This is a genomic window from Lysobacter sp. DMC104 (genome assembly GCF_056313665.1).
Map to the genome: position 1 here is coordinate 1 of NZ_JBQUZW010000021.1, position 26,535 is coordinate 26,535.

27 protein-coding genes and 1 pseudogene are annotated in these 26,535 nt (G+C 68.8%); 11 read left to right on the forward strand and 17 right to left on the reverse strand.

Going from position 1 to position 26,535, the window contains the following annotated elements:
• Positions 1-102: 102 nt before the first annotated feature.
• The 10 genes from phoU to ACT53R_RS19035 all read right to left on the reverse strand — a co-directional run bounded on the left by phoU (position 103) and on the right by ACT53R_RS19035 (position 9,139).
• Positions 103-807: a phosphate signaling complex protein PhoU gene (gene phoU / locus ACT53R_RS18990; protein ID WP_476173485.1), complete on the reverse strand. Its 705-nt coding sequence runs from the start codon at positions 805-807 to the stop codon at positions 103-105.
• Positions 808-964: 157 nt separating this feature from the next.
• Entirely contained in the window at positions 965-1,798 is an 834-nt protein-coding gene (gene pstB, locus ACT53R_RS18995) for a phosphate ABC transporter ATP-binding protein PstB (RefSeq protein WP_476173514.1), read from the reverse strand.
• A gap of 64 nt (positions 1,799-1,862) precedes the next feature.
• Positions 1,863-2,744, reverse strand: coding sequence for a phosphate ABC transporter permease PstA (gene pstA, locus ACT53R_RS19000; protein ID WP_476173515.1), 882 nt, complete (start codon positions 2,742-2,744; stop codon positions 1,863-1,865).
• Positions 2,745-2,767: 23 nt separating this feature from the next.
• Positions 2,768-3,736, reverse strand: a complete 969-nt coding sequence (pstC, locus tag ACT53R_RS19005) for a phosphate ABC transporter permease subunit PstC (RefSeq protein WP_476173486.1) — start codon at positions 3,734-3,736, stop codon at positions 2,768-2,770.
• Positions 3,737-3,946: 210 nt separating this feature from the next.
• Positions 3,947-4,975 carry a phosphate ABC transporter substrate-binding protein PstS gene (gene pstS / locus ACT53R_RS19010; protein ID WP_476173487.1) on the reverse strand — a complete coding sequence of 343 codons (1,029 nt, stop codon included), beginning with the start codon at positions 4,973-4,975 and terminating at the stop codon, positions 3,947-3,949.
• Positions 4,976-5,182: 207 nt separating this feature from the next.
• The gene (locus tag ACT53R_RS19015; protein WP_476173488.1) at positions 5,183-6,397 is read right to left on the reverse strand and encodes an OprO/OprP family phosphate-selective porin; all 1,215 of its coding nucleotides are present in this window, start codon (positions 6,395-6,397) and stop codon (positions 5,183-5,185) included.
• Between the two features lie 121 nt (positions 6,398-6,518).
• On the reverse strand, positions 6,519-7,163 hold the full coding sequence (gene nth, locus ACT53R_RS19020) for an endonuclease III (protein ID WP_476173516.1): 645 nt from the start codon (positions 7,161-7,163) through the stop codon (positions 6,519-6,521).
• 130 nt (positions 7,164-7,293) lie between these two features.
• A complete protein-coding gene (locus ACT53R_RS19025) occupies positions 7,294-7,623 on the reverse strand; it encodes a hypothetical protein (RefSeq protein WP_476173489.1) in 330 nt (109 codons plus the stop codon).
• 59 nt (positions 7,624-7,682) lie between these two features.
• Positions 7,683-8,330, reverse strand: a complete 648-nt coding sequence (locus ACT53R_RS19030) for a hypothetical protein (protein WP_476173490.1) — start codon at positions 8,328-8,330, stop codon at positions 7,683-7,685.
• Entirely contained in the window at positions 8,327-9,139 is an 813-nt protein-coding gene (locus ACT53R_RS19035) for an enoyl-CoA hydratase/isomerase family protein (RefSeq protein ID WP_476173491.1), read from the reverse strand. Before ACT53R_RS19035 ends, ACT53R_RS19030 begins: the two co-directional genes overlap by 4 nt.
• A 250-nt stretch (positions 9,140-9,389) precedes the next feature.
• On the opposite strand from ACT53R_RS19035, the gene ACT53R_RS19040 reads away from it, so the two are divergent.
• The 4 genes and pseudogenes from ACT53R_RS19040 (at position 9,390) to arsC (ending at position 12,365) form a co-directional block, all read left to right on the forward strand.
• Positions 9,390-10,151: an FKBP-type peptidyl-prolyl cis-trans isomerase N-terminal domain-containing protein gene (locus ACT53R_RS19040; RefSeq protein WP_476173492.1), complete on the forward strand. Its 762-nt coding sequence runs from the start codon at positions 9,390-9,392 to the stop codon at positions 10,149-10,151.
• A gap of 83 nt (positions 10,152-10,234) precedes the next feature.
• Positions 10,235-11,073: pseudogene (locus ACT53R_RS19045) on the forward strand (NUDIX hydrolase).
• Between the two features lie 2 nt (positions 11,074-11,075).
• Entirely contained in the window at positions 11,076-11,927 is an 852-nt protein-coding gene (locus tag ACT53R_RS19050; protein WP_476173493.1) for a sulfurtransferase, read from the forward strand.
• Between the two features lie 18 nt (positions 11,928-11,945).
• Entirely contained in the window at positions 11,946-12,365 is a 420-nt protein-coding gene (gene arsC / locus ACT53R_RS19055) for an arsenate reductase (glutaredoxin) (protein ID WP_476173494.1), read from the forward strand.
• Between the two features lie 59 nt (positions 12,366-12,424).
• Here the strand turns inward: arsC and ACT53R_RS19060 are convergent, their stop codons facing one another.
• The gene (locus tag ACT53R_RS19060; protein WP_476173495.1) at positions 12,425-12,922 is read right to left on the reverse strand and encodes a hypothetical protein; all 498 of its coding nucleotides are present in this window, start codon (positions 12,920-12,922) and stop codon (positions 12,425-12,427) included.
• The gene (locus ACT53R_RS19065; RefSeq protein ID WP_476173496.1) at positions 12,919-13,695 is read right to left on the reverse strand and encodes an enoyl-CoA hydratase/isomerase family protein; all 777 of its coding nucleotides are present in this window, start codon (positions 13,693-13,695) and stop codon (positions 12,919-12,921) included. Before ACT53R_RS19065 ends, ACT53R_RS19060 begins: the two co-directional genes overlap by 4 nt.
• Before the next feature lie 42 nt (positions 13,696-13,737).
• Here ACT53R_RS19065 and ACT53R_RS19070 point away from each other — a divergent pair, with 42 nt between their 5' ends.
• The 3 genes from ACT53R_RS19070 to ACT53R_RS19080 are packed head-to-tail and all read left to right on the forward strand — an operon-like array spanning position 13,738 to position 15,154.
• Positions 13,738-14,202 (forward strand): copper chaperone PCu(A)C, encoded by a 465-nt coding sequence (locus ACT53R_RS19070; RefSeq protein ID WP_476173497.1) that lies wholly within the window; start codon positions 13,738-13,740, stop codon positions 14,200-14,202.
• Positions 14,199-14,609 (forward strand): hypothetical protein, encoded by a 411-nt coding sequence (locus ACT53R_RS19075; protein ID WP_476173498.1) that lies wholly within the window; start codon positions 14,199-14,201, stop codon positions 14,607-14,609. The genes ACT53R_RS19070 and ACT53R_RS19075 overlap by 4 nt, the downstream gene beginning before the upstream one ends.
• Positions 14,609-15,154, forward strand: coding sequence for a hypothetical protein (locus tag ACT53R_RS19080; RefSeq protein WP_476173499.1), 546 nt, complete (start codon positions 14,609-14,611; stop codon positions 15,152-15,154). The genes ACT53R_RS19075 and ACT53R_RS19080 overlap by 1 nt, the downstream gene beginning before the upstream one ends.
• 12 nt (positions 15,155-15,166) lie before the next feature.
• Here the strand turns inward: ACT53R_RS19080 and ACT53R_RS19085 are convergent, their stop codons facing one another.
• The 4 genes from ACT53R_RS19085 to ACT53R_RS19100 all read right to left on the reverse strand — a co-directional run bounded on the left by ACT53R_RS19085 (position 15,167) and on the right by ACT53R_RS19100 (position 21,768).
• Positions 15,167-15,604, reverse strand: coding sequence for an acyl-CoA thioesterase (locus ACT53R_RS19085; protein ID WP_476173500.1), 438 nt, complete (start codon positions 15,602-15,604; stop codon positions 15,167-15,169).
• The gene (gene uvrA, locus ACT53R_RS19090; protein ID WP_476173501.1) at positions 15,601-18,534 is read right to left on the reverse strand and encodes an excinuclease ABC subunit UvrA; all 2,934 of its coding nucleotides are present in this window, start codon (positions 18,532-18,534) and stop codon (positions 15,601-15,603) included. Before uvrA ends, ACT53R_RS19085 begins: the two co-directional genes overlap by 4 nt.
• Before the next feature lie 192 nt (positions 18,535-18,726).
• Positions 18,727-19,596, reverse strand: a complete 870-nt coding sequence (locus tag ACT53R_RS19095) for an OmpA family protein (RefSeq protein WP_476173502.1) — start codon at positions 19,594-19,596, stop codon at positions 18,727-18,729.
• A 114-nt stretch (positions 19,597-19,710) separates the two neighbouring features.
• A complete protein-coding gene (locus ACT53R_RS19100; RefSeq protein ID WP_476173503.1) occupies positions 19,711-21,768 on the reverse strand; it encodes a S8 family peptidase in 2,058 nt (685 codons plus the stop codon).
• A gap of 648 nt (positions 21,769-22,416) precedes the next feature.
• Here ACT53R_RS19100 and rplU point away from each other — a divergent pair.
• From rplU to obgE, 3 genes are all read left to right on the forward strand, one after another.
• Positions 22,417-22,734: a 50S ribosomal protein L21 gene (gene rplU / locus ACT53R_RS19105; protein WP_476173504.1), complete on the forward strand. Its 318-nt coding sequence runs from the start codon at positions 22,417-22,419 to the stop codon at positions 22,732-22,734.
• Between the two features lie 12 nt (positions 22,735-22,746).
• Positions 22,747-22,998 (forward strand): 50S ribosomal protein L27, encoded by a 252-nt coding sequence (rpmA, locus tag ACT53R_RS19110; protein ID WP_476173505.1) that lies wholly within the window; start codon positions 22,747-22,749, stop codon positions 22,996-22,998.
• 124 nt (positions 22,999-23,122) lie between these two features.
• The gene (gene obgE, locus ACT53R_RS19115; RefSeq protein ID WP_476173506.1) at positions 23,123-24,226 is read left to right on the forward strand and encodes a GTPase ObgE; all 1,104 of its coding nucleotides are present in this window, start codon (positions 23,123-23,125) and stop codon (positions 24,224-24,226) included.
• A 166-nt stretch (positions 24,227-24,392) separates the two neighbouring features.
• Here obgE and rpsT read toward each other — a convergent pair whose 3' ends face one another.
• The gene (gene rpsT / locus ACT53R_RS19120) at positions 24,393-24,662 is read right to left on the reverse strand and encodes a 30S ribosomal protein S20 (RefSeq protein ID WP_476173507.1); all 270 of its coding nucleotides are present in this window, start codon (positions 24,660-24,662) and stop codon (positions 24,393-24,395) included.
• A gap of 188 nt (positions 24,663-24,850) precedes the next feature.
• Between rpsT and murJ the strand changes: the two genes are divergently transcribed.
• Positions 24,851-26,443: a murein biosynthesis integral membrane protein MurJ gene (gene murJ / locus ACT53R_RS19125; protein ID WP_476173517.1), complete on the forward strand. Its 1,593-nt coding sequence runs from the start codon at positions 24,851-24,853 to the stop codon at positions 26,441-26,443.
• Positions 26,444-26,535 lie beyond the last annotated feature (92 nt).

Sequence of the window (26,535 nt, forward strand, 5' to 3'; positions counted from 1 at the left end):
TTCATGAGTTCTCCTTGGTCTGTCGAGGGTAGAGAACTCACCTCCCGGGCGGCTACATGATTCGTCTCAGGTCACCGGAAGTCATGCTTCCGGCCCCGGGGGTCAGACCGTCGTGCTGGAATCGTCGCGCTTGTCGCGCGGCGGCATCGCGGTCTCGCCGTGTTCCTGGAACCACAGGTTCTCGGCGATGTTGGTGGCATGGTCGCCCACGCGCTCCAGGTTCTTGGCCATGAACAGCAGGTGGGTGCAGGGCGTGATCACCCGCGGGTCTTCCATCATGTAGGTCAGCAGCTCGCGGAAGAGGCCGGTGTACTGGGTGTCGATCTCGGCGTCCTCGGCGCGCACCTGTGCCGCGGCCTCGACGTCGCCGTCGCGGTACGCCGCCAGCACCTTGCGCACCTGGCGCACCACCAGCCGGCCCAGGCTGCCCAGGCCGCGGGTGTGCGGCAACGGCGGCGACAGGTTCAGCGCCATCGAGCGCTTGGCCACGTTCGAGGCGTAGTCGCCGATGCGCTCGATGTCCGAGGCGATGCGCAGCGCCGCGAGGATCTCGCGCAGGTCGCGCGCCAGCGGGCCGCGCAGCGCGAGCTTCATCGCGTCGTGGCTGACCTGCAGTTCCAGCGCGTCGATCGCCTCGTCGTTGGCGATGATCCGTTCGGCGGCCTTGCCGTCGCGGCGATCGACCACGTCCAGCGCCGCTTCCAGCTGCGCGGCCGCCATCTCGCCCATGCGCAGGATTTCCTCCAGCAGGACGCGGCGCTCGTCGTCGTGGCTCTTGACGATGTGGTGGTGCGGCGGGGTGTTCATGGTCGGTGTCTCGTGAAGGTGGATCGCGTTGGACAGCGCGTTTGCGGAGCGTTGCGGCGGTATTCGGTAGAGCGGGCTTCAGCCCGCTTCCCGCTTTCCAGAGCCATGTTCAGCGGGCTGAAGCCCGCTCTACCGAACAGCGGGGGCGCGACCTGCCTCAGCCGAAGCGACCCGTGATGTAGTCCTCGGTCTGCTGCTTCGAGGGCCGCGAGAAGATCTTCTCGGTTGAATCGTGTTCGATCAGGTCGCCCAGGTACATGAAGGCCGTGTAGTCGGAGACGCGCGCGGCCTGCTGCATGTTGTGGGTGACGATCGCGATCGTGTAGTTCTGCTTCAGCTCCTCGATCAGCTGCTCGATGCGGCTGGTCGAGATCGGGTCCAGCGCCGAGGTCGGCTCGTCCAGCAGCAGCACCTCGGGGCGCAGCGCGACCGCGCGGGCGATGCACAGGCGCTGCTGCTGGCCGCCGGAGAGGCCCAGCGCGCTCTGGTTGAGCTTGTCCTTCACCTCGTCCCACAGCGCGCCCTGGCGCAGCGCTTCCTCGACGCGGTCGGCCATCGCCGACTTCGACAGCCGCTCGTGATGGCGGATGCCGTAGGCCACGTTCTCGAAGATCGTCATCGGGAACGGCACCGGCTTCTGGAACACCATGCCGACCTTGCTGCGCAGGCGGTTCATCGGGTACTTCGGATCGAGGATGTCCTCGCCGTCCAGCAGCACCTCGCCGGTGGCGGTCATCTTCGGATACAGCGCGTAGATGCGGTTGAAGATGCGCAGCAGCGTCGACTTGCCGCAGCCCGACGGTCCGATCAGCGCGGTGACGCGCTTCTCCGGGATGTCCAGGTCGATGTGCTTGAGCGCATGGAACTTGTCGTAGAAGAAATCCAGCCCCTGCGCGCGCAGCTTGATCGGCGCCGCCGCGGCCGCATCGCGATGCGCGGCGACGATGCCGAGGTGGGGCTGGGCGGTGGACGGGATCGCGAGATCGTTCATGTCGTGGCCGTTCGTAAGGGGAGCCGTCGCGGGACCAGCCAAGGCCGCGTCCATCATGGCGACGTCAGTCATGGGTGATCTTGTTGCGCAGCAGGACCGTGCGGGCGACCAGACTGACCGACAGCACGAACAGGGTGAGGACCAGTGCGCCGGCCCAGGCGATGTGTTCCCAGTTCTCGAAACCGGCGCCGGCGAAGCGGAACATCACCAGCGGCACCGCGGACATCTCGCTGGTGACGTCGAAACTGAGGTAGCCGTTGCCGAATGCGGTGAACAGCAGCGGCGCGGTTTCGCCGGAAATGCGCGCCAGCGCCAGCAGCACGCCGGTGACGATGCCCGGCAGCGCCGAGCGGTACAGCACCTGCACCGTGACCTTCCACTGCGGCACGCCCAGCGACAGCGCCGCCTCGCGCATCTGCGACGGCACCAGGCGCAGCATCTCGTCGGTGGTGCGCACCACCACCGGCAGCACGATGAAGGCCAGCGCGACCGCGCCGGCGAGCGCGGAGAACTTGCCGCTGCCGATCTGCATCACGAACACTGCGTACACGAACAGGCCGAGCACGATCGACGGTGCCGACAGCAGGATGTCGTTGACGAAGCGGACCACCGTGCCGAGCTTGCGGCCGTTGCCGTACTCCGCCAGCCAGGTGCCCGCGGCGATGCCCAGCGGCGTGCCGATCAGCACCGCCATGCCGCACATCAGGATGCTGCCGACGAAGGCATTGCGCAGGCCTCCGGCTTCCAGCGGCGGTGGCTGGTCCTGCGTGAACAGCGCGAGGTCGAGGCCGCCGAAGCCCTTGGCGACCAGCGTCCACAGGATCCAGCCGAGGAACAGCAAACCGAATGCTGCGGCGGCGCAGGCCAGTGCGATCGCGATCGCATTGGCGGCGCGGCGACGGCGGTACAGGCCCTGCGACGCGCTGCGCGGCGTCGGCGTGGTCATGGGTGGGCGTGCGGGGGCGTTCATCAGTTGCCCTCCTTGCGCGACAGCTGCATCAGCATCAGGCGCGCGACCGCCAGCACCGCGAAGGTCACGATGAACAGCACGAAGCCGAGCAGCAGCAGCGCCGAGCGGTATTCGGCCGTGGCCTCGCCGAAGTCGTTGGCGATCAGCGCGGCGATGGTGGTGCTGGGTTCCAGCAGCGACTTGGTGAACTGCACGCTGTTGCCGATCACGAACGCGACCGCCATCGTTTCGCCCAGCGCGCGGCCGAGGCCGAGGAAGATGCCGCCGATCACCGCCGAGCGGGTGTAGGGCAGCACGATGTCCCAGATCACTTCCCAGCGCGTCGAACCCAGCGCGTAGGCCGATTCCTTCAGCCGGCCGGGGACGGTGAGGAAGACCTCGCGCATGACCGACGAGATGAACGGCACGACCATGATCGCCAGCACCAGGCCCGAGGTGAGCATGCCGGCGCCGATCGGCGGGCCCTGGAACAGCACGCCGACCACCGGCCAGGTGCCGACGTGGTCGTTGAGCAGCGGGATGATGGTGTCGCGCATCACCGGCATCAGCACGAAGAAGCCCCACATGCCGTAGATGATCGACGGCACGCCGGCCAGCAGTTCGATCGCCATGCCCACCGGCGTGCGCATCCAGCGCGGCGCGACCTCGGTCAGGAAGAACGCGATGCCGAAGCTCACCGGCACCGCGATCAGCATGGCGATGAGGGCGGTGACGATCGTGCCGTAGATCGGCACCAGCGCGCCGTACTGGTTCTCGACCGGGTTCCAGTCGGAGGAATAGAAGAACGATGCGCCCTGCGAGGCCAGCACGCCACGACCGCCCCACAGCATCGACAGTGCGGCGCCGGCGAGGCTGAACAGCACGAACACCGCGACCAGCGTCGCCACCGCCTTGAACCAGCGGTCGTGGCGCGCATCGATCCGGTCGCGCATGCCGCGCGGGTCGGCGATGGAAGGGGCGTTGCTCATGCGGAAGGGACGTCCGGTGATGGGGCGGGATGACGGCAGGCGCTCGGCCTGCGCCTATCAAATGATTTTTTTGTGACGCGGGTGTGACACGGTCACGTGGATGTCGCGGCGTCCGCCGTCGCGCCCCGTGTCACCGGCAAAAAAAGAGCGGGCCCGGAGGCCCGCTTTCTCAAGGAGAGGAGAGAGGAGGGAGGGGGTTGCGTCGTCGGCTCAGTAGGCCATGTTCTTGGCCCAGTAGGCCTCGATCTGCTTCACCAGCGCCGGCGGCAGCGGGACATAGTCCAGCGCCTTGGCCTGCGCGTCGCCGTTGGTGTAGACCCAGCGGAAGAATTCCTTCGCGGCCTTGGCGCCGGCGGCGTTCTTCGGCTGCTTGTACATCAGGATGAAGTTGGTGGCGGTGATCGGCCACGACTTCTCGCCCGGGGCGTTGGTGATGACCAGGTAAAAGTCCTTCGCGCTGGCCCAGTCGGCGTTCGCGGCGGCGGCGGAGAAGCTGTCGTCGCTCGGGATCACGTAGTTGCCGGCGGCGTTCTTCATGCGCAGGTAGGTGAGCTTGTTCTGCAGCGCGAACGACAGTTCGACGTAGCCGATGGCGCCCTTGATCTGCTTCACGTAGGCGGTCACGCCCTCGTTGCCCTTGCCGCCGATGCCGGTCGGCCACTTCACCGCGGTGCCTTCGCCGACCGACGACTTCCAGGTCGGGCTGACCTTCGAGAGGTAGTTGACGAAGTTGAACGTGGTGCCCGAACCGTCCGAGCGGTGCACGACGAAGATCTTCTGCGCGGGCAGCGCCACGCCGGCGTTGAGCTCGGCGATGCGCGGGTCGTTCCACATCGTGACCTTGCCCAGGAAAATGTCGGCCAGCAGCGGGCCGTCCAGCTTCAGTGCACCGGACTGCACGCCGGCCAGGTTGACCACCGGCACCACGCCGCCGATCACCGACGGGAACTGCGCGAGGCCCGAGGCAGCCAGGTCTTCCGGCTTCAGCGGGGCGTCGGACGAACCGAAATCGACGGTGCCGGCCTTGATCTGGGCGATGCCGCCGCCGGAACCGATCGACTGGTAGTTGACCTTGGTGCTGGTGGCCTTGGCGTAATCGGCCGACCACTTGGTCATGACCGGATAGACGAAGGAAGCGCCCGCGCCGGTGACGTCGGCGGCAAACGCGCTGGCGCTGAAGAGGCCGGCGAGCGCGACGGCGGCGAGACGGGTCTTGAGCGAGGAAATCGGATTGGACACGGAGGACTCCGGAGAAGGATGCGGCGGGTGTTGCGATGCCCGCCATTTCAAAACCGGCGTGTGACAATCCCGGGACATACATGTGTCAGCGCGATGAAGATTGTCATGTTCGCCGTGGTCCCTGTCTTTCGCCCATGAAAAAGCGCGGCCGAAGCCGCGCTTTTTCGTTCATCCGCATCCCGCGCGTCCCTGCGCGGAGCCGGCTGCTTACCAGTAGAACTGGGCGCGGGCTTCGACGATGTTCGGATTGTCCTGCGTGTTCCGGCGCAGCGAGGTGCTGTACTTCTCCTGGTTCACCAGCGCGTAGTTCAGCATGAACTTGAAGTTCGAGCGCCAGTACCAGTTCACGCCGAGCGTCCACGAATCCATCTTGCCGCCGAGCACGCCGTTGACGCCGGAGGTGCCGACGATCGGGCTGCCGTCGTTGAGGTCGATGGTGTCGTAGCGCAGGCCGACCTGCCACAGGCCCTTGGCCGGATCGTTCGGCAGCGGGGTGGTCGGCGCGCCGGCCTTGTAGCCCCAGGTCTCGCCGCTGATGTTCCACACGCCGCTCAGGTAGAAGCCGTCGGCGGAGAAGTCCTTGAAGCTGCCGTAGCGCGAGACATCGGCGCGCATGTATTCGCCCTGCAGCTTGAACGGACCCTTCACCCACAGGCCTTCCACGCCGAAGGTGCCGACGCGGTCGGCGGCGCGCAGACCGGTGCTGCCGGTATCGATGAAGCGGGTCGGCACCATGTCGGCCATCGGGCGCGCGCGCAGGCGGACCACGTCGTGGTCGGTGTCCTTGTTGGTGTAGTTCAGGCCGAAGTGCAGGACGTTGCCGGCCTCGTTGATCGGCGCGTAGTAGCCGCGCAGGCTGTAGCCGGCGCCGACTTCGCGGTCGCGGGTGAGTTCGCGACCGAAGAAGCTGCCGGTCACGCCCCAGTTCACGTCGCCGTAGTTGTAGGCGACGGCGAGGCGGCGCGCGGTGCCGAAGCTGTTGGTGATCGACGACTTGCTGATGAAGTCGTTGTTCTTGGTGGAGGACAGTTCCTCCATCGTGGCGCCCGGCTGCTTGAACTGGCCGATCTGCAGGTAGTGGTTCGCGTTGTTGCCGAACTTGTACTTGATGTTGGCGTCGAGGAACTTGTCGTCCTTGGCGTCGTAGCCCAGCACCCACTCGAAGTTGCCCGGGCCCTTGCCCTTGAGCACGAGTTCGGCGCGGCGCAGCTCCTGCAGGCGCTCCTTGCCGTCCTGGTCGGACGCCGTGTCGGCGCCGTAGTCGATGGTGTCGACGTCGAACTTGTAGGAATCGACCTGCACCAGGCCCTCGAACGAGACCTCGGAATTGCCGATGACGTCGATCGGCACTTCGGCGTGGGCCAGCGGGGCGAACATCGCGGCCAGCAGGGCGAGCGACAGGGTGTTGCGGGAGAGCGTCATGGGGAAGCCGCCTTCGGCAGTGGGAAAGACCGCGGGCAAGCGTAGGGCGTGAATATTTCGTTCGGGTGACAGTCGTCCACCAAAGGTCACGGATCGCGCCGCCCGGCGGCCGGCCGGTCGTTCAGGTTTCCCCGTCCGGTGTCTTGTCCGGGAAGCGGCAGAGGTCGCGGATCGGACAGCGGCCGCAGGCCGGCTTGCGCGCGATGCAGGTGTAGCGCCCGTGCAGGATCAGCCAGTGGTGGGCGTCGAGCAGGAACTCGGCCGGTACGCGCCTGAGCAGCGCCTGCTCGACCGCGAGCACGGTCTTGCCCGGCGCGATGCCGGTTCGGTTCGACACGCGGAAGATGTGGGTGTCGACGGCCATCGCCGGTTCGCCGAAGGCGGTGTTCAGCACCACGTTCGCGGTCTTGCGGCCGACGCCGGGCAGGGCTTCCAGCGCGGCGCGGTCGCGCGGCACCTCGCCGCCATGCTCGGCGATCAACCGCTCGCACAGCGCGATCACGTTCGCGGCCTTGGTGTTGAACAGGCCGATGGTCGCGATGTAGGACTTCAGCTTCTCCACGCCAAGCGCGGCGATCGCCTGCGGCGTGTTGGCGACCGGAAAGAGTTTTCGCGTGGCCTTGTTCACGCCCACGTCGGTGGCCTGCGCCGACAGCACCACGGCGACCAGCAGCTCGAACGGCGAGGTGTATTCCAGTTCGGTGGTCGGATGTGGATTCAGTTCGCGCCAGCGCTCGAACGCGGTGCGCACGTCGGCCGCGGGCATCGTGCCGCGCGTGGCGGTGACCTGCTTCGCCGCGATCTTCTTCGTGACGGTTTTCTTCGCCGTCGGTTTTTTCGCTGCCGCTTTCTTCGATGCGGCTTTCTTGCTGGTGCTTTTTTTCGCGGCCATGGCCTCAATCGCTCCGCTTCGCCGACGCTTTCGCGAGCGCCCGTGCGAAAGCCGCCGCGGCGGCCGGCGGCAGCGCGGGCATCGCCGGTGCGCGCGGGGCGGCCTGCGCCTCGGCGCGACGCTTCGCACGCGCCTCCGCACGCGCGGCCAGCCGCGCTTCCCGCACCCGGAAGCGCTCGCGCGCGGCGAGCGCACGCAGGCGGGCGTCGCGCGCGGCGACGATCGCGGCGATGGACGATGCGCACTGGACGCGATCGCAGGATGGCTTGAAGTCGAGCAGGCCGAGTTCGATCGCGCGGTCGAGGTCGTCGGTGTCGATCGCGTCCAGCAGCATGCGAATGCCTGCCGACGAACAGTCGGGACAGCACGCCATCAGGGAATTCGAGGTCGTCATCAGGGAAGCGCGCGCCAGATCGGATAGCACAGCGCGAGGACGCCGAGCATCCCCGCCAATCCGATCAGCAGAATCGCCCTTTCTTCGACGACAGAGACGCTGATCAGGCCGGGACGCTCCCGGGTCTTGATGCCCTTCGCCTTTGCGATGGCGGCGAGTCCGGCGGCATCGCCGACGAGCGCGGCCGCGAAGAGATCGCGGATATCGTGCTCGGAGAGCGTGCGGAACGCGCTGGTTTCGAGCGAAAGTGCGCCGCCCGCGACCCCCGGCGTGGCGAAAACCAGCCGCTCGCCATGGATCGCGATGCTTTCGGCGATGACGGCCTGCGTCAGTGGCACGTCACGCTGCACGAACGTGCCGGACAGGCGCGCGCCCGCGCCCGTTTGCCAGCGCAACTGCACCGAAGGCGGTCCCCGCTTTTTCATCCAGCGCATCGGCGCGGCGATGACCACGACGACGAACACCAGACGCAGCGGCATCGGATCGATCCAGTAGCGACTGGTCATGATCAAGGCCAACTGCAGCAACTGGACCGACCACAGGGTCGCAAGGTACCGGAGCGGGGACGCGAGTTTGCCCATCGCCCACACGGAAACCTGATGTTGCCGCGACTTCGGCGACTGCCAGGGATCGACCGGAGCGCTCATTTCCCGGTGAACACCGCCTTGCGGCGTTCGAGGAACGCCGAGGTACCTTCGCGCATGTCGTCGGTGGAGAACACCAGCCCGAACTGCGCGGATTCGTATTCCAGGCCTTCCTCCAGCCCGCATTCGCCGCCGACGTTGACGCAGTCGAGCATGCCGCGCAGGGCGAGCGGGGCGGAGGCGGCGAGCTGTTCGGCGAGCTTCATCGTCTCGGCTTCGAGATCGGCGGCCGGCACGACGCGGTTGACGATGCCGAGCTGCGCGGCGCGGGCGGCGTCGATCGGCGCGCCGAGCAGGCACAGCTCCAGCGTGGCGGCGCGGCCGCACAGGCGCAGCAGGCGCTGGGTGCCGCCGAAGCCGGGGATCAGGCCGAGGTTGATCTCGGGCTGGCCGACCTTGGCGGTGTCGGCGGCGATGCGCAGGTGGCAGGACATCGCCAGCTCCAGCCCGCCGCCGAGGGCGAAGCCGTTGACCATGGCGATCACCGGCTTCGGCAGCTTCTCGATGCGGCGCATCATCCGGGTGCCGCGCAGCGAGAAGTCGCGGCCCTCGGCCGGGGTCAGATCGCGCATCTCCGAGATGTCGGCGCCGGCGACGAAGGCCTTGGGGCCGCTGCCGGTCAGGATCACCACCCGGACTGCGGGATCGGCCGCGGCGGCGTCGAAAGCGGCATGCAGGGCGTCGATGGTGCGGGAATCGAGCGCGTTCAGCCGCTCCGGCCGGTGCACGGCGATGCGGCGGACCACGCCGTGGCCGGCCACGGGCAGGTCGTCGATCGTCAGGGGCGAGGCGGGGGCGGTGTCCTGGGTCATGGGCAGCGGGTCCGGAAGGGCGGGGATGCGGTGGGAAGCGTGAGGAAAGCCCGGGCGCGTCCGGCTCGGAAAAAGCCGGCGCGATCCGGGAACTTGCGGCGCCCGGGCCGGTCACAGGGCCGGCCTCAGTGGCGGTTAAGTGCGGCGGACAGTATCCTAGCCCGTCGTTTGTCGAGTCCATACCGGGGCGGTTCCACCGCTCCATCCCTTGCCGGAATCCGGCACGATCCCCTCTCTGGAGAGTGACTGAATGAAGTTGCGTGTGCTCGCCGCCTGCACGCTGGCGGCCCTGGCCCTGACCGCAGGTGCGGCGTCCGCCCAGGACATCTCGACCGACAAGGGCAAGATGAGCTATGCCCTCGGCTATCGCGCCGGCGGCGAAATCGCCCAGGTCATGTCCAGCGGCGAACAGCTCGACATGGCCACGGTCATGAAGGCCTTCCAGGACTCGATCGGCAACAAGCAGCCGGCGATCACGCCCGAGCAGGCCGCGCCGGTGATGCAGGCCCTGCAGTCGCGCATCGTCGCCAAGGCCAAGGCCGAACTCGAGAAGCGCGCGGCCGACAACAAGGCCAAGGGCGACGCCTTCCTGGCCCAGAACAAGGGCAAGCCCGGCGTGAAGGTCCTGCCGGACGGCGTGCAGTACCGCGTGATCGAGGCCGGCAACGGCGCCAAGCCGACCCAGGCCAACCAGATCACCGTCGAATTCGTCACCAAGCTGCCGGACGGCACCGAAGTCGAGAACACCAACAAGGCGATCAACGGCCAGGCCCCGGGCCCGGTCACCATCCGCCTCAGCGAGATCCCGATGCCGGGCCTGCGCGAAGCGCTGCAGATGATGCAGGCCGGCTCGCGCTGGGAAGTCGCCCTGCCGGGCAGCGCCGCCTACGGCACGTCCGTCGAGCGCTCGGGTCGCATGGCCAACCAGGTGCTGATCTTCGACATCAAGCTGCTCAGCGTGGGCCCGGTGCTGCCGGCACCGAGCGCGCAGCCGACCGCCGGCCAGAACTGATCCCGCCGGCGTCGACGCCCGCAATACCCGTCACGCCGGCCCTGCGCCGGCGTGATGCTTTTCAGCCCCGACCCGCCGTTCCCGTGACCCTCCGCGCGATCCTCACTCCCTGCATCGGCGTCTGCACCCTGGCCCCCGACGGCCATTGCGACGGCTGCTTCCGCACGGGCGACGAAATCGCGCGGTGGTCGACCATGACCGACGCCGAACGCCTGCACGTGATGGACGAGGTGCTGCCCGCCCGCGAGGCGCGCCTCTCCGCGGACGCACGGTCGTGATGACCGCGCGACCGCTGCCGCCGCCGTTCGACGCACTGGCGCAGGCGCTGCATCCGCTGGGTGAGCCGCCGACCGCACCGCCGTGGAATCGCGACGAACTGGCCGACCTGATCGGCGATGCCGTGCCGGTCGAGGCCGCGGTGCTGGTCGGGCTGGTGCCGCGCGAGGACGGCCTGCAGGTGCTGCTCACCCGGCGCACCGACAGCCTGCGCCACCACGCCGGGCAGGTGAGTTTCCCCGGCGGCCGGGTCGAGGCCGACGACATCGATGTCGTCGCCGCAGCGCTGCGTGAGGCGCACGAGGAAATCGGTCTCGGCGCGTCGCTGGTCGCCCCGATGGGCTACCTCGACCCGATGATCACGATCACCGGCTTCCGCGTGCTGCCGGTGGTGGCGCGGGTCGATCCCGGCTACGTCGCGATGCCCGATCCGAACGAGGTCGCGGAAGTGTTCGAGGTCGATCTCGATTTCCTGCTCGCGCCCGCCAGCCTGCGCAGCATCGGCATGGACTACCGCGGCCGCGTGCGCCACGTGCTGGAATTCGAACGCGCCCCGCGCGTGCCGCAGCACCGCATCTGGGGCGTGACCGCGACGATCCTGTTCAACCTGCGCGAACGGCTCGCGCGCATTGCCGGAGGGACCTGACCATGACCGGATGGACCACGCTGGTGTCGGTCGACGCGCTCGCCGCGCGCCTGGGCGCTGCCGATCTGCGGATATTCGATTGCCGTTTCGCGCTGGCCGATCCCGCCGCCGGCGAGGCGGCCTGGCAAGCGGCGCACATCCCCGGTGCGCGCTACGCACACCTTGATCGCGACCTCTCCGGCCCGCACGCGCCCGGTGCCGGGCGCCACCCTTGGCCGTCGGCCGAGGCGTTCGCCGCGTGGCTTGGCCGCGAAGGCATCACGCCGGCGACGCCGGTCGTGGCCTACGACGCCGGCGACGGCGCCTTCGCCTCGCGGCTGTGGTGGCTGCTGCGCAGCTTCGGCCATCGCGAGGTCGCCGTGCTCGACGGCGGCTTCGCGGCGTGGACCGCCGCCGGCCTGCCGATCGATGCCGACACGCCCGACGTAGCTGCCGTTTCGCCGTATCCGGGCACGTTCGCGAGCGGCCGCCTGCTTGACGCCGCCGCAACCGCGCAGCGCGTGGCCGCCGGTGACCTGCTGATCGACGCCCGCGGCGCCGAGCGCTTCCGCGGCGAAGTCGAACCGATCGATCGCGTCGCCGGCCACGTGCCCGGCGCACGCAACCGGCCGTATCCCGCAAACCTGCGCGACGGCCGCTTCAAGCCCGCGGACGAACTCGCGGCCGAATTCGCGGCGCTGCTCGAAGGCCGTCCGCCGTCTTCCGTCATCGCGATGTGCGGCTCCGGCGTCACCGCCTGTCATCACCTGCTGGCGATGGCGCATGCCGGCCTCGACGGCGCCGCGCTGTTCACCGGCTCGTGGAGCGGCTGGATCGAGGATCCGGCTCGTCCCGTCGCCAGCGGCGACACCTGATTTTCCGGAAATTCCTGCATGTCGATCGAAATCTGGCACAACCCGAAGTGCGGCACTTCGCGCAACACGCTGGCGCTGATCCGCCACGTCGGCATCGAGCCGACGGTGATCGAGTACCTGAAGACGCCACCGACGAAGGCGCAGTTGGCGGACGCCATCGCCGCCGCCGGATTGACCGTGCGCGAGGCGATCCGGGCGAAGGAAGCGATCCATGCCGAACTCGGTCTCGACGATGCCGCGCTGTCCGACGACGCGTTGCTCGACGCGATGGTCGCGCATCCGCTGCTGATCAACCGCCCGTTCGTGTTCGCGCCGACTGGCGTGCGCCTGTGCCGGCCCTCGGAAGTCGTGCTCGACCTGCTGCCGCCCTGCGACAAGCCGTTCGCGAAGGAAGACGGCGAAGTCGTCATCGACGCCGACGGCAAGCGCGTGCGTTGATTCGACCGGTCTGCCGCAACGCCATCCCGTAGAGCGGAGCGAAGCTCCGCTGCCCCGGCTCAACGGTAAAACGTATCGCCCCGTGCCAGGGCAACATCGGCCGTTTCGTCGAGGATCAGGATCTGCGGTTCGCCGCGGTGGATGACGTAGAAGACGGCGTCCTCGCTCCATACCAACCAGCGGCGAAGACCGAAGTGTTCCCGATCGGACGCCATCTGGGGATCGGCCCACAGGTGATCGAATTCCTGCGACGGCTGTTCGGTGAGGAAGCTGGCGTGGTAGATGCGCTCGCCTTCCGGATGGCGTTCGCGACCCTCCCGGGACGCGTCGTAACGCCAGACGTCGTCGAACACCAGTTCGATCACACGGCTGCCCGCGCCCGGTGCCACAGGCGCAAGCTCGCCCAATGTGCTGTCGCCGACGATGACTTCGCGGCGCGTCCCGCGGCGGCCTTCGGCAAGGCGGATCGTGAGCGTGCAAGGGAAATCGAAACGTGCCTGCTCGAAGAACCACGTCGTGGCGTCGTCGAGGCTGGCAGCGATCTCCCGGAGGCTCACTTCTTCAGCCGCGCCACCAGCGCCTGCAACGCCGCCTGCGTCTCCGGCTCCCACCAGCGCTCGACGAAGTGTTCGAGCTGGATGTATTCCGGCGACAGCGCGTCGATGACCGCCTGGCGGGCAATGGCGCGGGTCTGCAGCATCGGCTGGTGCGGCAGCTTGAGCAGCGCCTGCAGCCATTCGATCGCGCGCGGAACGACTTCGTCGACGGCGGCCAGTTCGTCGACCAGACCGATGGCGTGGGCCCGTTCGGCCGGCACCATCTCGCCGGCGACCAGCAGGCGCTCGGCGCGATGGGCGCCGACCACGCGGCGCATCAGCTGCTGGATGCCCTCGGGCACGACCAGTCCGACCTGGGTTTCGTTGAGGCCGAGCGCGAACGGTCGCGCCGGATCTTCGCTGCGCGCCATCACCCGATAGTCGCAGCACAGTGCCAGCACGCAGCCACCGGCCGGGGCATGGCCGGTCAGCGCGGCGACGACCGGGATGCGCGATTCGGCCAGCCGCCGGGCGACGCCGAAGAACGCCTGCCAGGCTTCCAGCACCGCGTCGCGGTCCTCGCCCAGCGACAGCAGGTGCGGCACGTCGAGTCCGGCCGAGAAGATCTTCGGGCTGCCGGCCAGGACCACGCCCGACACGTCGTCGGCGTGTGCGCCTTCGAGGGCGGCGATCAGCGCACGGCACAGTTCGGGATTCAGTGCGTTCACCGGCGGGCGGGCCAACCGGAGGCAGCGGATGCCGCCGACGTCCTGGGTCTCGATCAACGGGCTCATCGCGGTCCTGTCGGAAAAGGAGGAGCGGCTATCATAGGCGTCATGCGCATCTCCGCCCAACGCCGCTCGTCCTTCGTCCTCGGTCTTGCCCTGCTGCTGGCGTCGGCCAGCGCCGTCGCCGCGGGCTGTCGCCCGCAGGTGCGCGATGGCTGGGTGCGATTGCCGCCCGCCGGCGCCGCGGCCGCGATGCCGATGATGGCCGGCTTCGGCCGCATCGTGAACGCCTGCCCGATGCCGGCCACGATCACCGGCGCGAAGAGCCCGTCGTTCGCCGGCGTCGAACTGCACGAGACCCGCACCGTCGGTGGCGTCAGCCGCATGCGGCCGGTGCCGACGCTGCGCATCGCGCCGGACGGCAGCGCGACCTTCCGGCCCGGCGGCCTGCACCTGATGCTGATGCGCCCGTCGGCGAAGCTCAATCCGGGCAGCCGGATCGTGGTGGAATTCCAGCTCGCCGGCGGCGGTTCGCTGCTGGGCGAGTTCGAAGTGCGGAAGGCGGAGCCGTGAAGCGGTCGATCGCGATCGCGATCGGCCTCGCGTGCACCGGCGCTGCAAGCGCGGCGCCCGCCGACGACAATTGCGATGCCGCGCGTCCCGCCGATGAACATCGCGCCTGCCTCGAAGCGCATGCGGCGAAAGCCGAGGCCGCGCTCGGCACGATGCAGGCGCGCATGCGGGCCCGCGTCGCGCTGTGGGACCAGGAAGACCCGGCGTTGATCCAGCGTGCGTTGGCGTTGTTCGATGAGGACATGGCGGCCTACCGCCGTCATCGCGAAGCGCATTGCGCTTTCGTCGCGGCATCCGCAGCCGGCGAAGTCGCCGACGCGACACGCCTGCGTTGCGAAATCGCGATGGATGCCGCGCGCACGTCGATGCTCGAACGCGAACTGGCCGGATTCGGACTCGGCGACTGATGTGCACCTTCATCCTCGCGGTCCTGCCGAAGGACGCCGACGCGGAGGCGGTGAAGGCGATCTTCCGTGCACATGGCCGTGCCTGTTTCGAGGCGGGACGCCTGTCCGAAGGACTCCTCGCCGGTCTGGCGCCGGGCGAGCGCATGTTCCACACGACACCGGCGCACTGCGACTGCGGCACGCCGCTGGGTCGGGCGACCGTGCCCGGACGCGACCCCGCGCAAGCGGCCGAGGCGACCGCCGCACGGTTGCGCCGCAAGGGCTGGAGCGAGGCGAAGATCGCGCGGTCGCTGGCCCAGCAGACCGCCTCGGACGAGCGCCCGTCGCGGCCGAGCGGCGATCTGGCGCCGACGTCGCTGGCGGACTGGGTGGCGTTGATCGACACGGTGCTCGCATCGAACGCGACGCGGTCGCTCGGCCTGCTCTGGTGCGAACTCGACGACGTCGTCGATGCGACGGATCGGCCGCGCATCCGCCGCGACGCTCTGGATGAAGACGCCCTCGCGCACATGCGCAGGGACGTCATCCACGATTTCACACGCTAGCGCGCCGTCGCCTCAGCCGATCTCCGCCGCGCCACGGATCGCGTCCGGCAGCGGGATCGGGCGGCCGTTGCCGCGGTCGATCCACACCAGCACGCAGTGGCCGTCGGCGTGGACGCGGTCGGCTTCGTCGACGATGCGGTGGCCGATCGTGAGGCTGGTGTGGCCCACGCGTTCGGCGAACAGTTCGACGAACACGTTCGACGGGTAGGGGATCGGCAGCCGGTAGTTCATCTGCACCGCCGCCAGCAGCGGGATGTAGCCGTCGGTGATCCACGTCTGCCCGGTGCTCTCGAACCAGCGGATGCGCGCTTCCTCCAGGAACGTCATGAAGTTGGCGTTGTTCACGTGGTTGAACGCATCGAGGTCGCGCCAGCGCAGGTCCAGCGGCATGCGGAACAGGATCGGTGCAGCCTCGTCGGCGTCGGCGGTGGAATCGTTCGGCGTGTTCATGCGGCGGGCTTCTTGCGGGTGGATTTCTTCGCGGCGGGCGCTTTCGTCGAGGAGTGCTTCGTCGCGGAAGGCTTCTCGGGCGCAGGCGGCGCCAGCAGCTTCGACAGGAAGCGGCCGGTATGCGATTGCGGCATCGCCGCGATCTCCTCCGGCGTGCCTTCTGCGATGATCTGGCCGCCGCGGTGGCCGCCTTCGGGGCCGAGGTCGATCACCCAGTCGGCGGTCTTGATCACGTCGAGGTTGTGCTCGATCACCACGATCGTGTTGCCCTCGTCGCGCAGCTTGTGCAGCACGGTCAGCAGGTGCTCGATGTCGTGGAAATGCAGGCCGGTGGTCGGCTCGTCGAGGATGTAGAGCGTGCGCCCGGTGTCGCGACGCGACAGTTCCTTCGACAGCTTCACGCGCTGCGCTTCGCCGCCGGACAGCGTGGTCGCCGGCTGACCCAGGCGGATGTAGCTCAGGCCGACGTCCATCAGCGTCTCGAGCTTGCGTGCGATCGCCGGCACCGGCTCGAACAGCTTCAGCGCGTCCTCGACCGTCATCTCCAGCACGTCGTGGATGCTGTGCCCCTTGTAGAGGATTTCCAGCGTCTCGCGGTTGTAGCGCTTGCCGTGGCAGACGTCGCAGGGCACGTACACGTCCGGCAGGAAGTGCATCTCGACCTTGATCAGGCCATCGCCCTGGCAGGCTTCGCAGCGCCCGCCGCGCACGTTGAAGCTGAAGCGACCCGGCGAATAGCCGCGGGCGCGCGCTTCCGGCACCGACGCGAACAGTTCGCGCAGCGGCGTGAACAGGCCCGTGTAAGTCGCCGGATTCGATCGTGGCGTGCGCCCGATCGGCGACTGGTCGATGTCCACGACCTTGTCGAACAGGTCGAGGCCCTTCACTTCCTTGAACGCCGCCGGCTTGTGCGAGGCGCCGTTGATCTCGTTCGCGGCCAGCGCGTACAGCGTGTCGTTGATCAGCGTCGACTTGCCGGAGCCGGACACGCCGGTGATCGCGGTGAACAGGCCGGCGTGCAGCGTGAGGTCGACGGTCTTGAGGTTGTTGCCCGACGCGCCGCGCAACTGCAGCTTCATCTTCGGGTTCGGCTTGTGCCGGTGCGCGGGGATCTCGATGCGCCGCGCGCCGCTGAGGTACTGGCCGGTGAGCGAACGCGGCGCCTTCAGCACATCGTCGAGCGTGCCTTCGGCGATCACTTCACCGCCGTGCACGCCCGCGCCGGGGCCGATGTCGACGACGTGGTCGGCGAGGCGGATCGCGTCCTCGTCGTGTTCGACCACGATGACGGTGTTGCCGAGGTCGCGCAGGCGCGTCAGCGTGCCGAGCAGGCGCTCGTTGTCGCGCTGGTGCAGGCCGATCGAGGGTTCGTCGAGCACGTACATCACGCCGACCAGGCCGGCGCCGATCTGCGACGCCAGGCGGATGCGCTGCGCCTCGCCGCCGGACAGCGTGTCGGCCTTGCGCTCCAGCGTGAGGTAGTCGAGGCCGACGTCGACCAGGAAGTTCAGGCGCTCGCGGATCTCCTTGACGATCTTCACTGCGATCTCGCCGCGCCAGCCGGCCAGCGTGAGCTTGCTGAAGAAGTCCAGCGCCTCGTCGATCGGCAGCACCACCAGCGACGGCAGCGCGCGGTCGGCGACGAACACGTTGCGCGCGGCCTTGTTCAGGCGCGCGCCGCCGCAGTCGGGGCAGGGGCGTTCGCTGATGTACTTCGCCAGTTCCTCGCGCACCGCCGCCGATTCGGTCTCGCGGTAACGGCGTTCGAGGTTCGGGATGATGCCCTCGAAGCGATGCTTGCGCTGGGTGCGGCTGCCGGCGTCGGTGAGGTAGGTGAAGGCGATCACCTCTTCGCCGCTGCCGTGCAGGATCGCCTGCTGCGTGTCGGCGTCGAGGTCCTGCCACGGTGTGTCGACGCTGAAGCGGTAGTGCTTGGCCAGCGACTGGATCAACTGGAAGTAGTAGACGTTGCGACGATCCCAGCCGCGGATCGCGCCGGCGGCCAGTGAGAGTTCCGGATGCACGACGACGCGCGCGGGATCGAAGAACTGGGCGACGCCGAGGCCGTCGCAGCTCGGGCAGGCACCGATCGGCGAGTTGAACGAGAACAGCCGCGGTTCCAGCTCCGGCAGCGCGTAGTCGCACACCGGGCAGCTGTACTTCGACGAGAACAGCAGCGGCTCGGCAGTGTCGTCGTCGATCGACTGCACCATGGCCATGCCGTCGCCGATCTTCAGCGCGGTCTCGAACGATTCGGCCAGTCGCTGGCGCAGGTCGTCGCGCGGCTTGAAGCGGTCGACCACGGCTTCGATCGTGTGCTTCTGGCGCAGCGCGAGCGGCGGCACCGCATCGATCTCGTGCAGCGTGCCGTCCACGCGCACGCGCACGTAGCCCTGCGCGCGCAACTGCTCGAACACCTGCGCGTGCTCGCCCTTGCGCTCGCGCACGACCGGCGCGAGCAGCATCCAGCGCTGCTCGGCGGTCTTCGCGTCGTCGGCCAGCGCGATCACCTGGTCGACCATCTGGCTGACGGTCTGCGCCTCCAGCGGGAAGTGGTGGTCCGGGCAGCGCGGCGTGCCGACGCGGGCGTACAGCAGGCGCAGGTAGTCGTAGATCTCGGTGATGGTGCCGACCGTCGACCGCGGGTTGTGGCTGGTCGACTTCTGCTCGATCGAGATCGCCGGGCTCAGGCCCTCGATGTGGTCGACGTCGGGCTTCTCCATCACGCTCAGGAACTGCCGCGCGTAGGCCGACAGCGATTCGACGTAGCGGCGCTGGCCCTCGGCGTAGATGGTGTCGAACGCCAGCGAGGACTTGCCCGAACCGGACAGCCCGGTGATGACGATCAGCTTGTCGCGCGGGAGGTCGAGGTCGATGTTCTTGAGGTTGTGGGTACGCGCTCCGCGGATGCGGATGGTGTCCATGGCCATGGGGCGGGGGAGGTCCGGGCTGTGGAGGGGTTGCCCTTGCGCGCCCGAGATGGCGACGCGGCGCGCGAAAAGCAATCCGCAAGCGTAACCAGCCCCCGCGGCGGGGGCAAATGCACGGAACTGCCGACGAGGCGTCGGGAATCCTGCCCGGAGACCGCCGGTGGAGGCCGGCGGACGACGTCCGGTGCGGACTCAGTGCACCAGTTCGAAGCGCATCGGTGCGCCTTCGGGTGGCGGCACGGCGCCCTCGATCGGCGTGCCGTCGTCGTTCTGGCCCCAGCCGCGGGTCTGGATCGACGCGGGATTCACGCCGTTCAGGATCAGCTGCACCTTCAGCGCCTCGGCGCGCTGCTTCGACAGGAACACGTCGTTGCCGGTGTCGGCGCTGGCGACCACCGGGCCGACGATGCGCAGGGTGGTGCCCGCGGGCGCGCGGCGGATGGCGTCGGCGGCTTGCGTCACCAGCGCGAGGCTGTCGCTGCTGACGTTGCCGCCGCCGCTCTCGAACTTCACCGGCAGCGTGTTGAGGGTCTTTGCCAGCGTTTCGGGGGCGATCTTCTTGTCGGCGTCGGCCGTGGCGTCCGGCAGCACGAACAGGCCCTGGAGCCGGGCGCCCGGGAAGGCCTGTTCGGCCGCGGCACGCAGCGTGCGGCGGCGTTCGAGGTCGACCTGGCCGTTCAGCAGCACGGTATCGCCTTCCAGGCGCAGGCTGGCGCCGGTGGCCATCGCGAAAGCAGGGAGGAACCCGGCCAGGCCGTCGGCCCAGCGGGCGGGGCGGGCAGCGGTGTCGAGGTCGATCGCGCCGACGGCGCGGCCGGGGCCGTAGGCGGCGATGAGGGCATGTTCGAGGCGGCCCTTGGTCTCGGCATTGTCGACGGTGCCGTCGAAGCGGACGGCGCCGCTGTTGTCGGTGACGGTAAGGACGGCATCGAAGGGCGCACGCGCGAGGGTCGGCGCGTCGGCGGCCTTCGGGGCCGGGGCATCGGTGCGCTGGCAGGCGACGGTCGCGAGCGCGAGCAGGGTCGCGGCGAGGCCGCCGCGGGCGAAGCGGGAAAGGGACATCGTCGTGTCTTCGCGGAAGGAGGGGGAATCAGGGGAACGCCACCCCCGGCGGACCGGGGGCGGCGGCGGGCGCGCCGTGCCGAGGCACGGCGACGCCCTGTCTTGCCTGCGCCGTTACTTCTTCGACGCGTAGTCGACCGAGACCTCGTTCGAGCACTCGCTGGTGCCCTGGTTGCAGATCTTGTAGGTCATGGTGCCCGTGCCGATGATGCGGAAGTTGTCGGTGAACGTGAACGTGTTGCGACGGCTGTTGTAGATCAGGCCGTTGCGGTAGATGTCCACCTGCTTCTTGCCATGCTGCCAGGTCAGGACGACGCTGGTGCGATGGTTCGTCAGCTGCGTCACCGTCGCCGATTCCTTGTACGGGTAGTTGGCGTCGACGAAGCTCGGGTACAGCGAAATGCCGGTGCCGGCGCTGTAACCCTTGAGCGTGACGTACCACACGCCGGCGCGCGGGGCCGGGAAGAAGCAGTTCTCGGTGTTGCCGAACGCGTACGGACGGCAGTCGTACGACGTGTTGGTCGGCGGGGCGCCGTACTTGATGTACATGTCGGCGTCGCCGGTGCCGCCGTACATCGCGAACAACAGGTTGGTCGCGCCGTTCGGCACCACCAGCTGGTACTTCACTTCGCCGTTGGTGCCGACGGTGATGCCGGTGACGGTGACGCCGTTGGCCAGTTCGGTGGCCGGCGGCGGCGGCGGCGGTGGCGGCGGGTCGGACGGCAGCGGGTCGGTGCCGTTGGCGACGCGCACGGCGGCGGTGGCATCGATGATGCCGGTGCCGCAGGGCTTGGCGTACGAGCAGCCGCCCGGGAAGCCGCCGTTGGCGTAGGCAGTGTTGCGCAGGATCTTCTCGACCTGGGCCGGGGTCTTGGGCGTGCCCGAGGCGGACTGGATCAGCGCGGCGACGCCGGCCACGTGCGGGGCCGCCATCGACGTGCCCGCGTACCAGGCGTAGCCTTCCGCGCCCTGGTCGGTGAGGCCGAGATTGAGCGTCGACAGGACGTTGTCGGCCGCCGGCGAAGCGCCGGTGCCGCCCGGCGCCGCGACGTCGACCTTCTCGCCGTAGTTCGAGTAGCTGGCGAGCGTGCCGGTCGGACCGACCGCGGACACGGCGATCACGTTGTTGCAGTTCGCCGGCTGCGCGTTGGCGACGTCGCCGCCGGCGTTGCCGGCCGCGACCACGATCGTGGTGCCGCGACCCACCGCGCCGTCGATCGCGCTCTGCAGCGCGACGCCGCAGGCACCGCCGCCGCCGAGGCTCAGGTTCAGCACTTCCGCCGGATTGGCGTTCGCCGGGATGCCGGCGACGGTGCCGCCGGAACCCCAGGTGATGGCGTCGGCGATGTCGGAGATGTAACCGCCGCACTTGCCGAGCACGCGCAGCGGCTGGATCTTCGCGTTCGGCGCCACGCCGGCGGTGCCGCTGCCGTTGTCGCTGAGCGCGGCGATGGTGCCGGCGACGTGGGTGCCGTGCCAGCTGCTGTCCTCGTCGAAGAACGTGCATTCGCCCGCCGCGGTCCAGTCGCCCGGATCGTTCGGATCGGCGTCGCGGCCGTCGCCGTCGGCGGCGGTGTCGATGTCGGCGATGAAGTCGTAGCCCGGCACCAGCTGGCCGGCGAACTCGCTGTGCGGGGTGATGCCGGTGTCGATCACGCCGACGACGATGCCGCTGCCCTTGGTGATGTCCCAGGCCGGTTCGGCATTGATGCCGCCGGGGCCGTTCTTGTAGTGCCACTGCTGGGCGTACAGCGGATCGTTCGGCACGAACAGCGGCTTGACCCGGACGTCGGGTTCGACCGCCAGCACGTTCGGGTCCTTCATCAGTTCGACGAAGAGCTGCTTGCTCTCGGTCGCGTCGAGCGGACGATCGACGCGGATCACGTCGGCGCCGGTCGACAGCGTGCGCACCGGGCTGACGGTCAGGCCGAGGCCGTTCGCCGCGCCGGCGAAACGCCCGGCGAGCGCGGTCTTGGCGGCGCGGGTGGCGTCACGGTAGGTGACGATGAAGCGGTCGTTGAGTTCGGTCTGTGCGGCGGTGCTCTTCGCGACGAGGGCGCGATGGGCGACCGGGGCGCGGCCGCCGGACCACGCGGCCGGCGCGACGATCGCGGCGGCGGCGATGGCCAGGGCGGACAGCCTCAGGACCTGGTGGCGATTGGGTCGGATCATGATGCAAGACTCCTTCATGCATGAGGCCGGGCGCGGAATGGGGGCGCAAACGGCCTTCGGGATGGCGCCGGCATCCGCCGGCGACGGGGGAACCGCTCCCCGGGCTTGTCCGGAGAGCGGGCAGCGTCATGCCGCCGGCGGACGCGCCGACGTCATGGCGGTGAGCGGAAGCGCTAGGGGATGGGGAGGGCGACCCGGACCGGGACGTGGCGGGCGCGGACGCGATGTTGGTCCGGGCGCCGGGACGGCGCGCGCATCGATGATGGGGCGATCGACATCGGAAGACGGACTCCTTGTGCTGCCGGCACTGGCGGCCGGTCCCGACCGGCCGTGGTGGCCGTTCCGGAGACCGGAAACTCCGCGGCACCTCTCCCGTGCCGCAACATTTGTTTACATTTCCGAACCGAGGCTAAGCCGGTCTTCGACGGGCTCGCAAGTGTCTTCGACCCGCGTTTTTCAGGGTGGGGAATCGCATTTCTCGTTCGTCGAGGCGACGCAGGTCCGCGGGCGGACGCTAGGCCCGGGGCGAGATGCGGCTTGCGATCGGGGGCGCAAGTCATTAATATTGCCGGTCTTTCCGCCCGCAGGGGCGGTTTTGCGTCACCCGCGACACCCAGCTACACCCAATAACGACAGAGGAATCCGTTCATGTACGCAGTTCTGGTCACCGGCGGTAAGCAATACCGCGTGATGCAAGGCGAGACGCTCCGCGTCGAGCTGCTCGAGGTCGATGCCGGCAGCGAGATCATCTTCGACAACGTGCTGATGCTCGGCGACGGCGAGGGTGTCACCCTGGGCGACGCGCTCAAGGGCGCCAGCGTCACCGCGAAGGTGCTCGGCCACGGTCGCGCCGACAAGATCCGCATCGTCAAGTTCCGTCGCCGCAAGCACCATCGCAAGCAGATGGGCCACCGGCAGCACTACACCGAAATCCAGATCACCGGCATCGCCGGTGGCAACAAGTAAGGAGAAGCCGCCATGGCACATAAAAAGGGCGTAGGTTCCTCGCGCAACGGCCGCGACTCCAACCCGAAATTCCTGGGCGTGAAGCTGTTCGGCGGCCAGGCCGTCGAAGCCGGCAACATCATCGTCCGTCAGCGCGGTACCCAGTTCCATCCGGGCCCGGGCGTCGGCCTCGGCCGCGACCACACGCTGTTCGCGCTGGTCGACGGCAAGGTGGCGTTCTCGGTCAAGGGCCCGAACAAGCGCCGCACCGTCAGCATCGTCTGACCGGTCGCGCGCAGTCCGCGAAAGGCCCCGCTCCGGCGGGGCTTTTCGTTTCTGCGACGATGTCGCTTCGCGCCTGCTTCACCGAATCCCGTCACTCTCGTCCTTCTTCCGGAACCTGCATCCCATGAAACTCGTCGATGAAGCCGAAATCCAGGTCGTGGCCGGCAATGGCGGCAACGGCTGCGTCGGTTTCCGGCGCGAGAAATTCATCCCGCTGGGCGGCCCCGATGGCGGCGATGGCGGCGACGGCGGCAGCGTCTGGCTGCAGGCCGACGAAAACCTCAACACGCTGGTCGACTTCCGCCACGAGCGGCGCTTCCGCGCCCAGCGCGGCGAGAACGGCATGGGCCGGCAGATGTACGGCAAGGGCGGCGAGGACCTGACCATCACGGTGCCGGTGGGCACGGTGGTCACCAACGTCGAGACCGACGAGGTCATCGGCGACCTGACCCGTCACGGCGAGCGCCTGCTGGTCGCGAAGGGCGGCAAGGGCGGCCTCGGCAACATGCACTTCAAGAGCTCGGTGAACCGCGCGCCGCGCAAGGCGCTGCCGGGTCTGCCGGGCGAGGAGCGCCTGCTCAAGCTCGAGCTGAAGCTGCTGGCCGACGTCGGCCTGCTGGGCTTCCCCAACGCCGGCAAGAGCACCTTCATCCGCGCGGTGTCGGCGGCGACGCCGAAGGTCGCGGACTATCCGTTCACCACGCTGTATCCGAACCTCGGCGTGGTCAGCGTCGAGCCGCACCGCAGCTTCGTGATCGCCGACATTCCCGGCCTGATCGAGGGCGCGGCCGAAGGCGCCGGTCTCGGCAGCCTGTTCCTGCGTCACGTGCAGCGCACGCGGCTGCTGCTGCACCTGGTCGACATGGCGCCGATGGGCGACGACGGCCTGCACGAAGGCGGCAGTGGTGGGGTCACGGTGTCGCCGGCCGAGCAGGTGCGTGCGATCGAGCACGAGCTGCGCAAGTACGACCCCGGCATGCTGGAGAAGCCGCGCTGGCTGATCCTCAACAAGGCCGACCTGATGTTCGAGGACGAGGCCCGCGAACGCGCCGAGGCGATCGTCGCCGAACTCGGCTGGGAAGGGCCGTGGTACATGGTCTCCGCGCTGTCGCGCGAGGGCACGTGGCCGATCATGCTGGAGGTCCAGCACTTCTTCGATCGCCTGCGCGAAGCCGAGCGCGAAGCGCAGGCCGAGGCGAAGGCCGCGGGCCGCGCGCCCGATGCCTGATGTGATCGATCCGGCAGAGCGGCCTTCAGGCCGCTTCGCTTTTCGCCCGGCGTCGAAGCGGCCTGAAGGCCGCTCGACCCATGTCGTGAACGGCGGGCACCTGCAGGCAACAAAAAACCCGGCCGGAGCCGGGTTTTTCGGTGCTTCGGTCGTCGACGCAGGCGGATCAGCCGGCCTTGAGGGCCTTGATGCGCGCGGTCAGGCGGCTCTTGTGGCGAGCGGCCTTGTTCTTGTGGATCAGGCCGCGCGAGCTGAAGCGATCGAGGATCGGCTGGGCCACGGCGAAGGCGGCTTCGGCGCCGGCGGCGTCGTTCGAGTCGAGGGCCTTGAGGACCTTCTTGACGGCGGTGCGGAGCTGGGAGCGCTGGGCGGTGTTGCGCGCGTTGCGCACGACGGTCTGCTTGGCGCGCTTCTTGGCGGACTTGATGTTGGCCACGGTGAAATCCTGGGGTTGACGGTTGAATCCAGCGGCGCCGGCCGCTCGATCGTAAGGGAAAAGAAGGGGCAGACTGCCGCCATGCGGACAGCGAGACAGAAAATTATGGGCGATTCAGTGGGTTGCGTCAACCGGGCCGAGGTGGCGGCATGAGCGGGCCGGCGCCGGGCGCCGCGCCGAAGGGCGGCATGCTGCGCGGGCTGCTGTCGTTCAGCAGCATGACGCTGGTTTCGCGGGTGCTGGGGCTGATCCGCGACATCGCGATCGGCACCACGTTCACCCCCGGCGCGGCCACCGACGCCTTCTGGGTGGCGTTCCGCATTCCGAACTTCATGCGCCGGCTGTTCGCGGAGGGCTCGTTCTCGACCGCCTTCGTCCCGGTGTTCACCGAGGTCAAGGAAACCCGGCCCCATGCCGACCTGAAGGAGCTGATGGCCCGGGTCTCGGGCACCCTCGGCGGTGTGCTGCTGGTGGTCACGGCGCTGGGTATGGTGTTCACGCCGCAGATCGCCACCCTGTTCAACCTCGGCGCCGAGGCCGACTCGGAGAAGTTCGGGCTGACCGTCGACCTGCTGCGGCTGACCTTCCCCTTCATCCTGTTCGTGTCGCTGACCGCGCTGGCGGGCGGGGCGCTGAACAGCTTCAACCGCTTCGGCATCCCGGCCTTCACGCCGGTGATCCTCAATCTCTGCATGATCGCCGGCGCGCTGTGGCTGGCGCCGCGGCTGACGGTGCCGATCACCGCGCTGGGCTGGGCGGTGATGGCCGCCGGCCTGCTGCAGCTGCTGTTCCAGCTGCCTGCGCTCCGTGGGCTGGATCTGCTCACGCTGCCGAAGTGGGGCTGGCAGCATCCCGACGTGCGCAAGGTGATCCGGCTGATGGTGCCGACCTTGTTCGGCTCGTCGGTGGCGCAGATCAACCTGCTGCTGGACACGGTGATCGCGGCGCTGCTGTTCGTCGGCTCGCAGACCTGGCTGTCGCAGGCCGACCGCTTCCTCGAACTGCCGCTGGGCGTGTTCGGCATCGCGCTGGGCACGGTGATCCTCCCCACGCTGTCGCGCCACCACGTCAACACCGACCACGTCGGCTTCTCGCGGGCGCTGGACTGGGGCCTGCGGACCACGTTGATGATCGCGATCCCGGCGATGCTCGGGCTGATGCTGCTGTCGGTGCCGCTGGTCGCCACGCTGTTCCAGCACCGTGCATTCCGCCCGTTCGACACCGAGATGACCGCGATGTCGGTGTTCGGCCTGAGTTTCGGGCTGCCGTCGTTCGCGCTGGTGAAGGTGCTGCTGCCGGCGTTCTACGCACGCCAGGACACCCGTACCCCGGTGAAGGCGGGGCTGGCGTCGATGATCGCGAACATGGGCTTCAACGTCGCCATCCTCGCCGTGCTGTACGGACTGTGGGTCAAGCCCGAACTGCGCGACGGGCCGGTGCTGGTGGCGCTGGCGAAGACGCCGGGCCTGCACCTGGCGCTGGGTCTGGCGAGTGCGCTGGCCAGTTACCTGAACCTGTGGCTGCTGTGGCGCTGGCTGCGGCGCGACGGCGTCTACCAGCCGCTGCCGGGCTGGGGACGCTACACGGTCCGGCTGGTGGTCAGCTGTGCGGCGATGACCGGCGCAGTGCTGCTGGGCCTGCACTGGGCGCCGGACTTCACCGTCGTCGGACTGTGGCAGCGGATCGGCTGGCTGATCGCGTTGGTGGCGACCGGCGTGGTGGTCTACGCCGTGGCGATGGTGGCGATGGGTTTTCGCCCGCGCGAACTGCGCGAGCACTGAGCGTGGCCCGGCGTTGCGCGCGCCCGGCTATACTCGGGGTTTTCCGGTACCTGCGTGGCCGCACCGGCATTCCGGTCCGGCCGCTTCCGAAT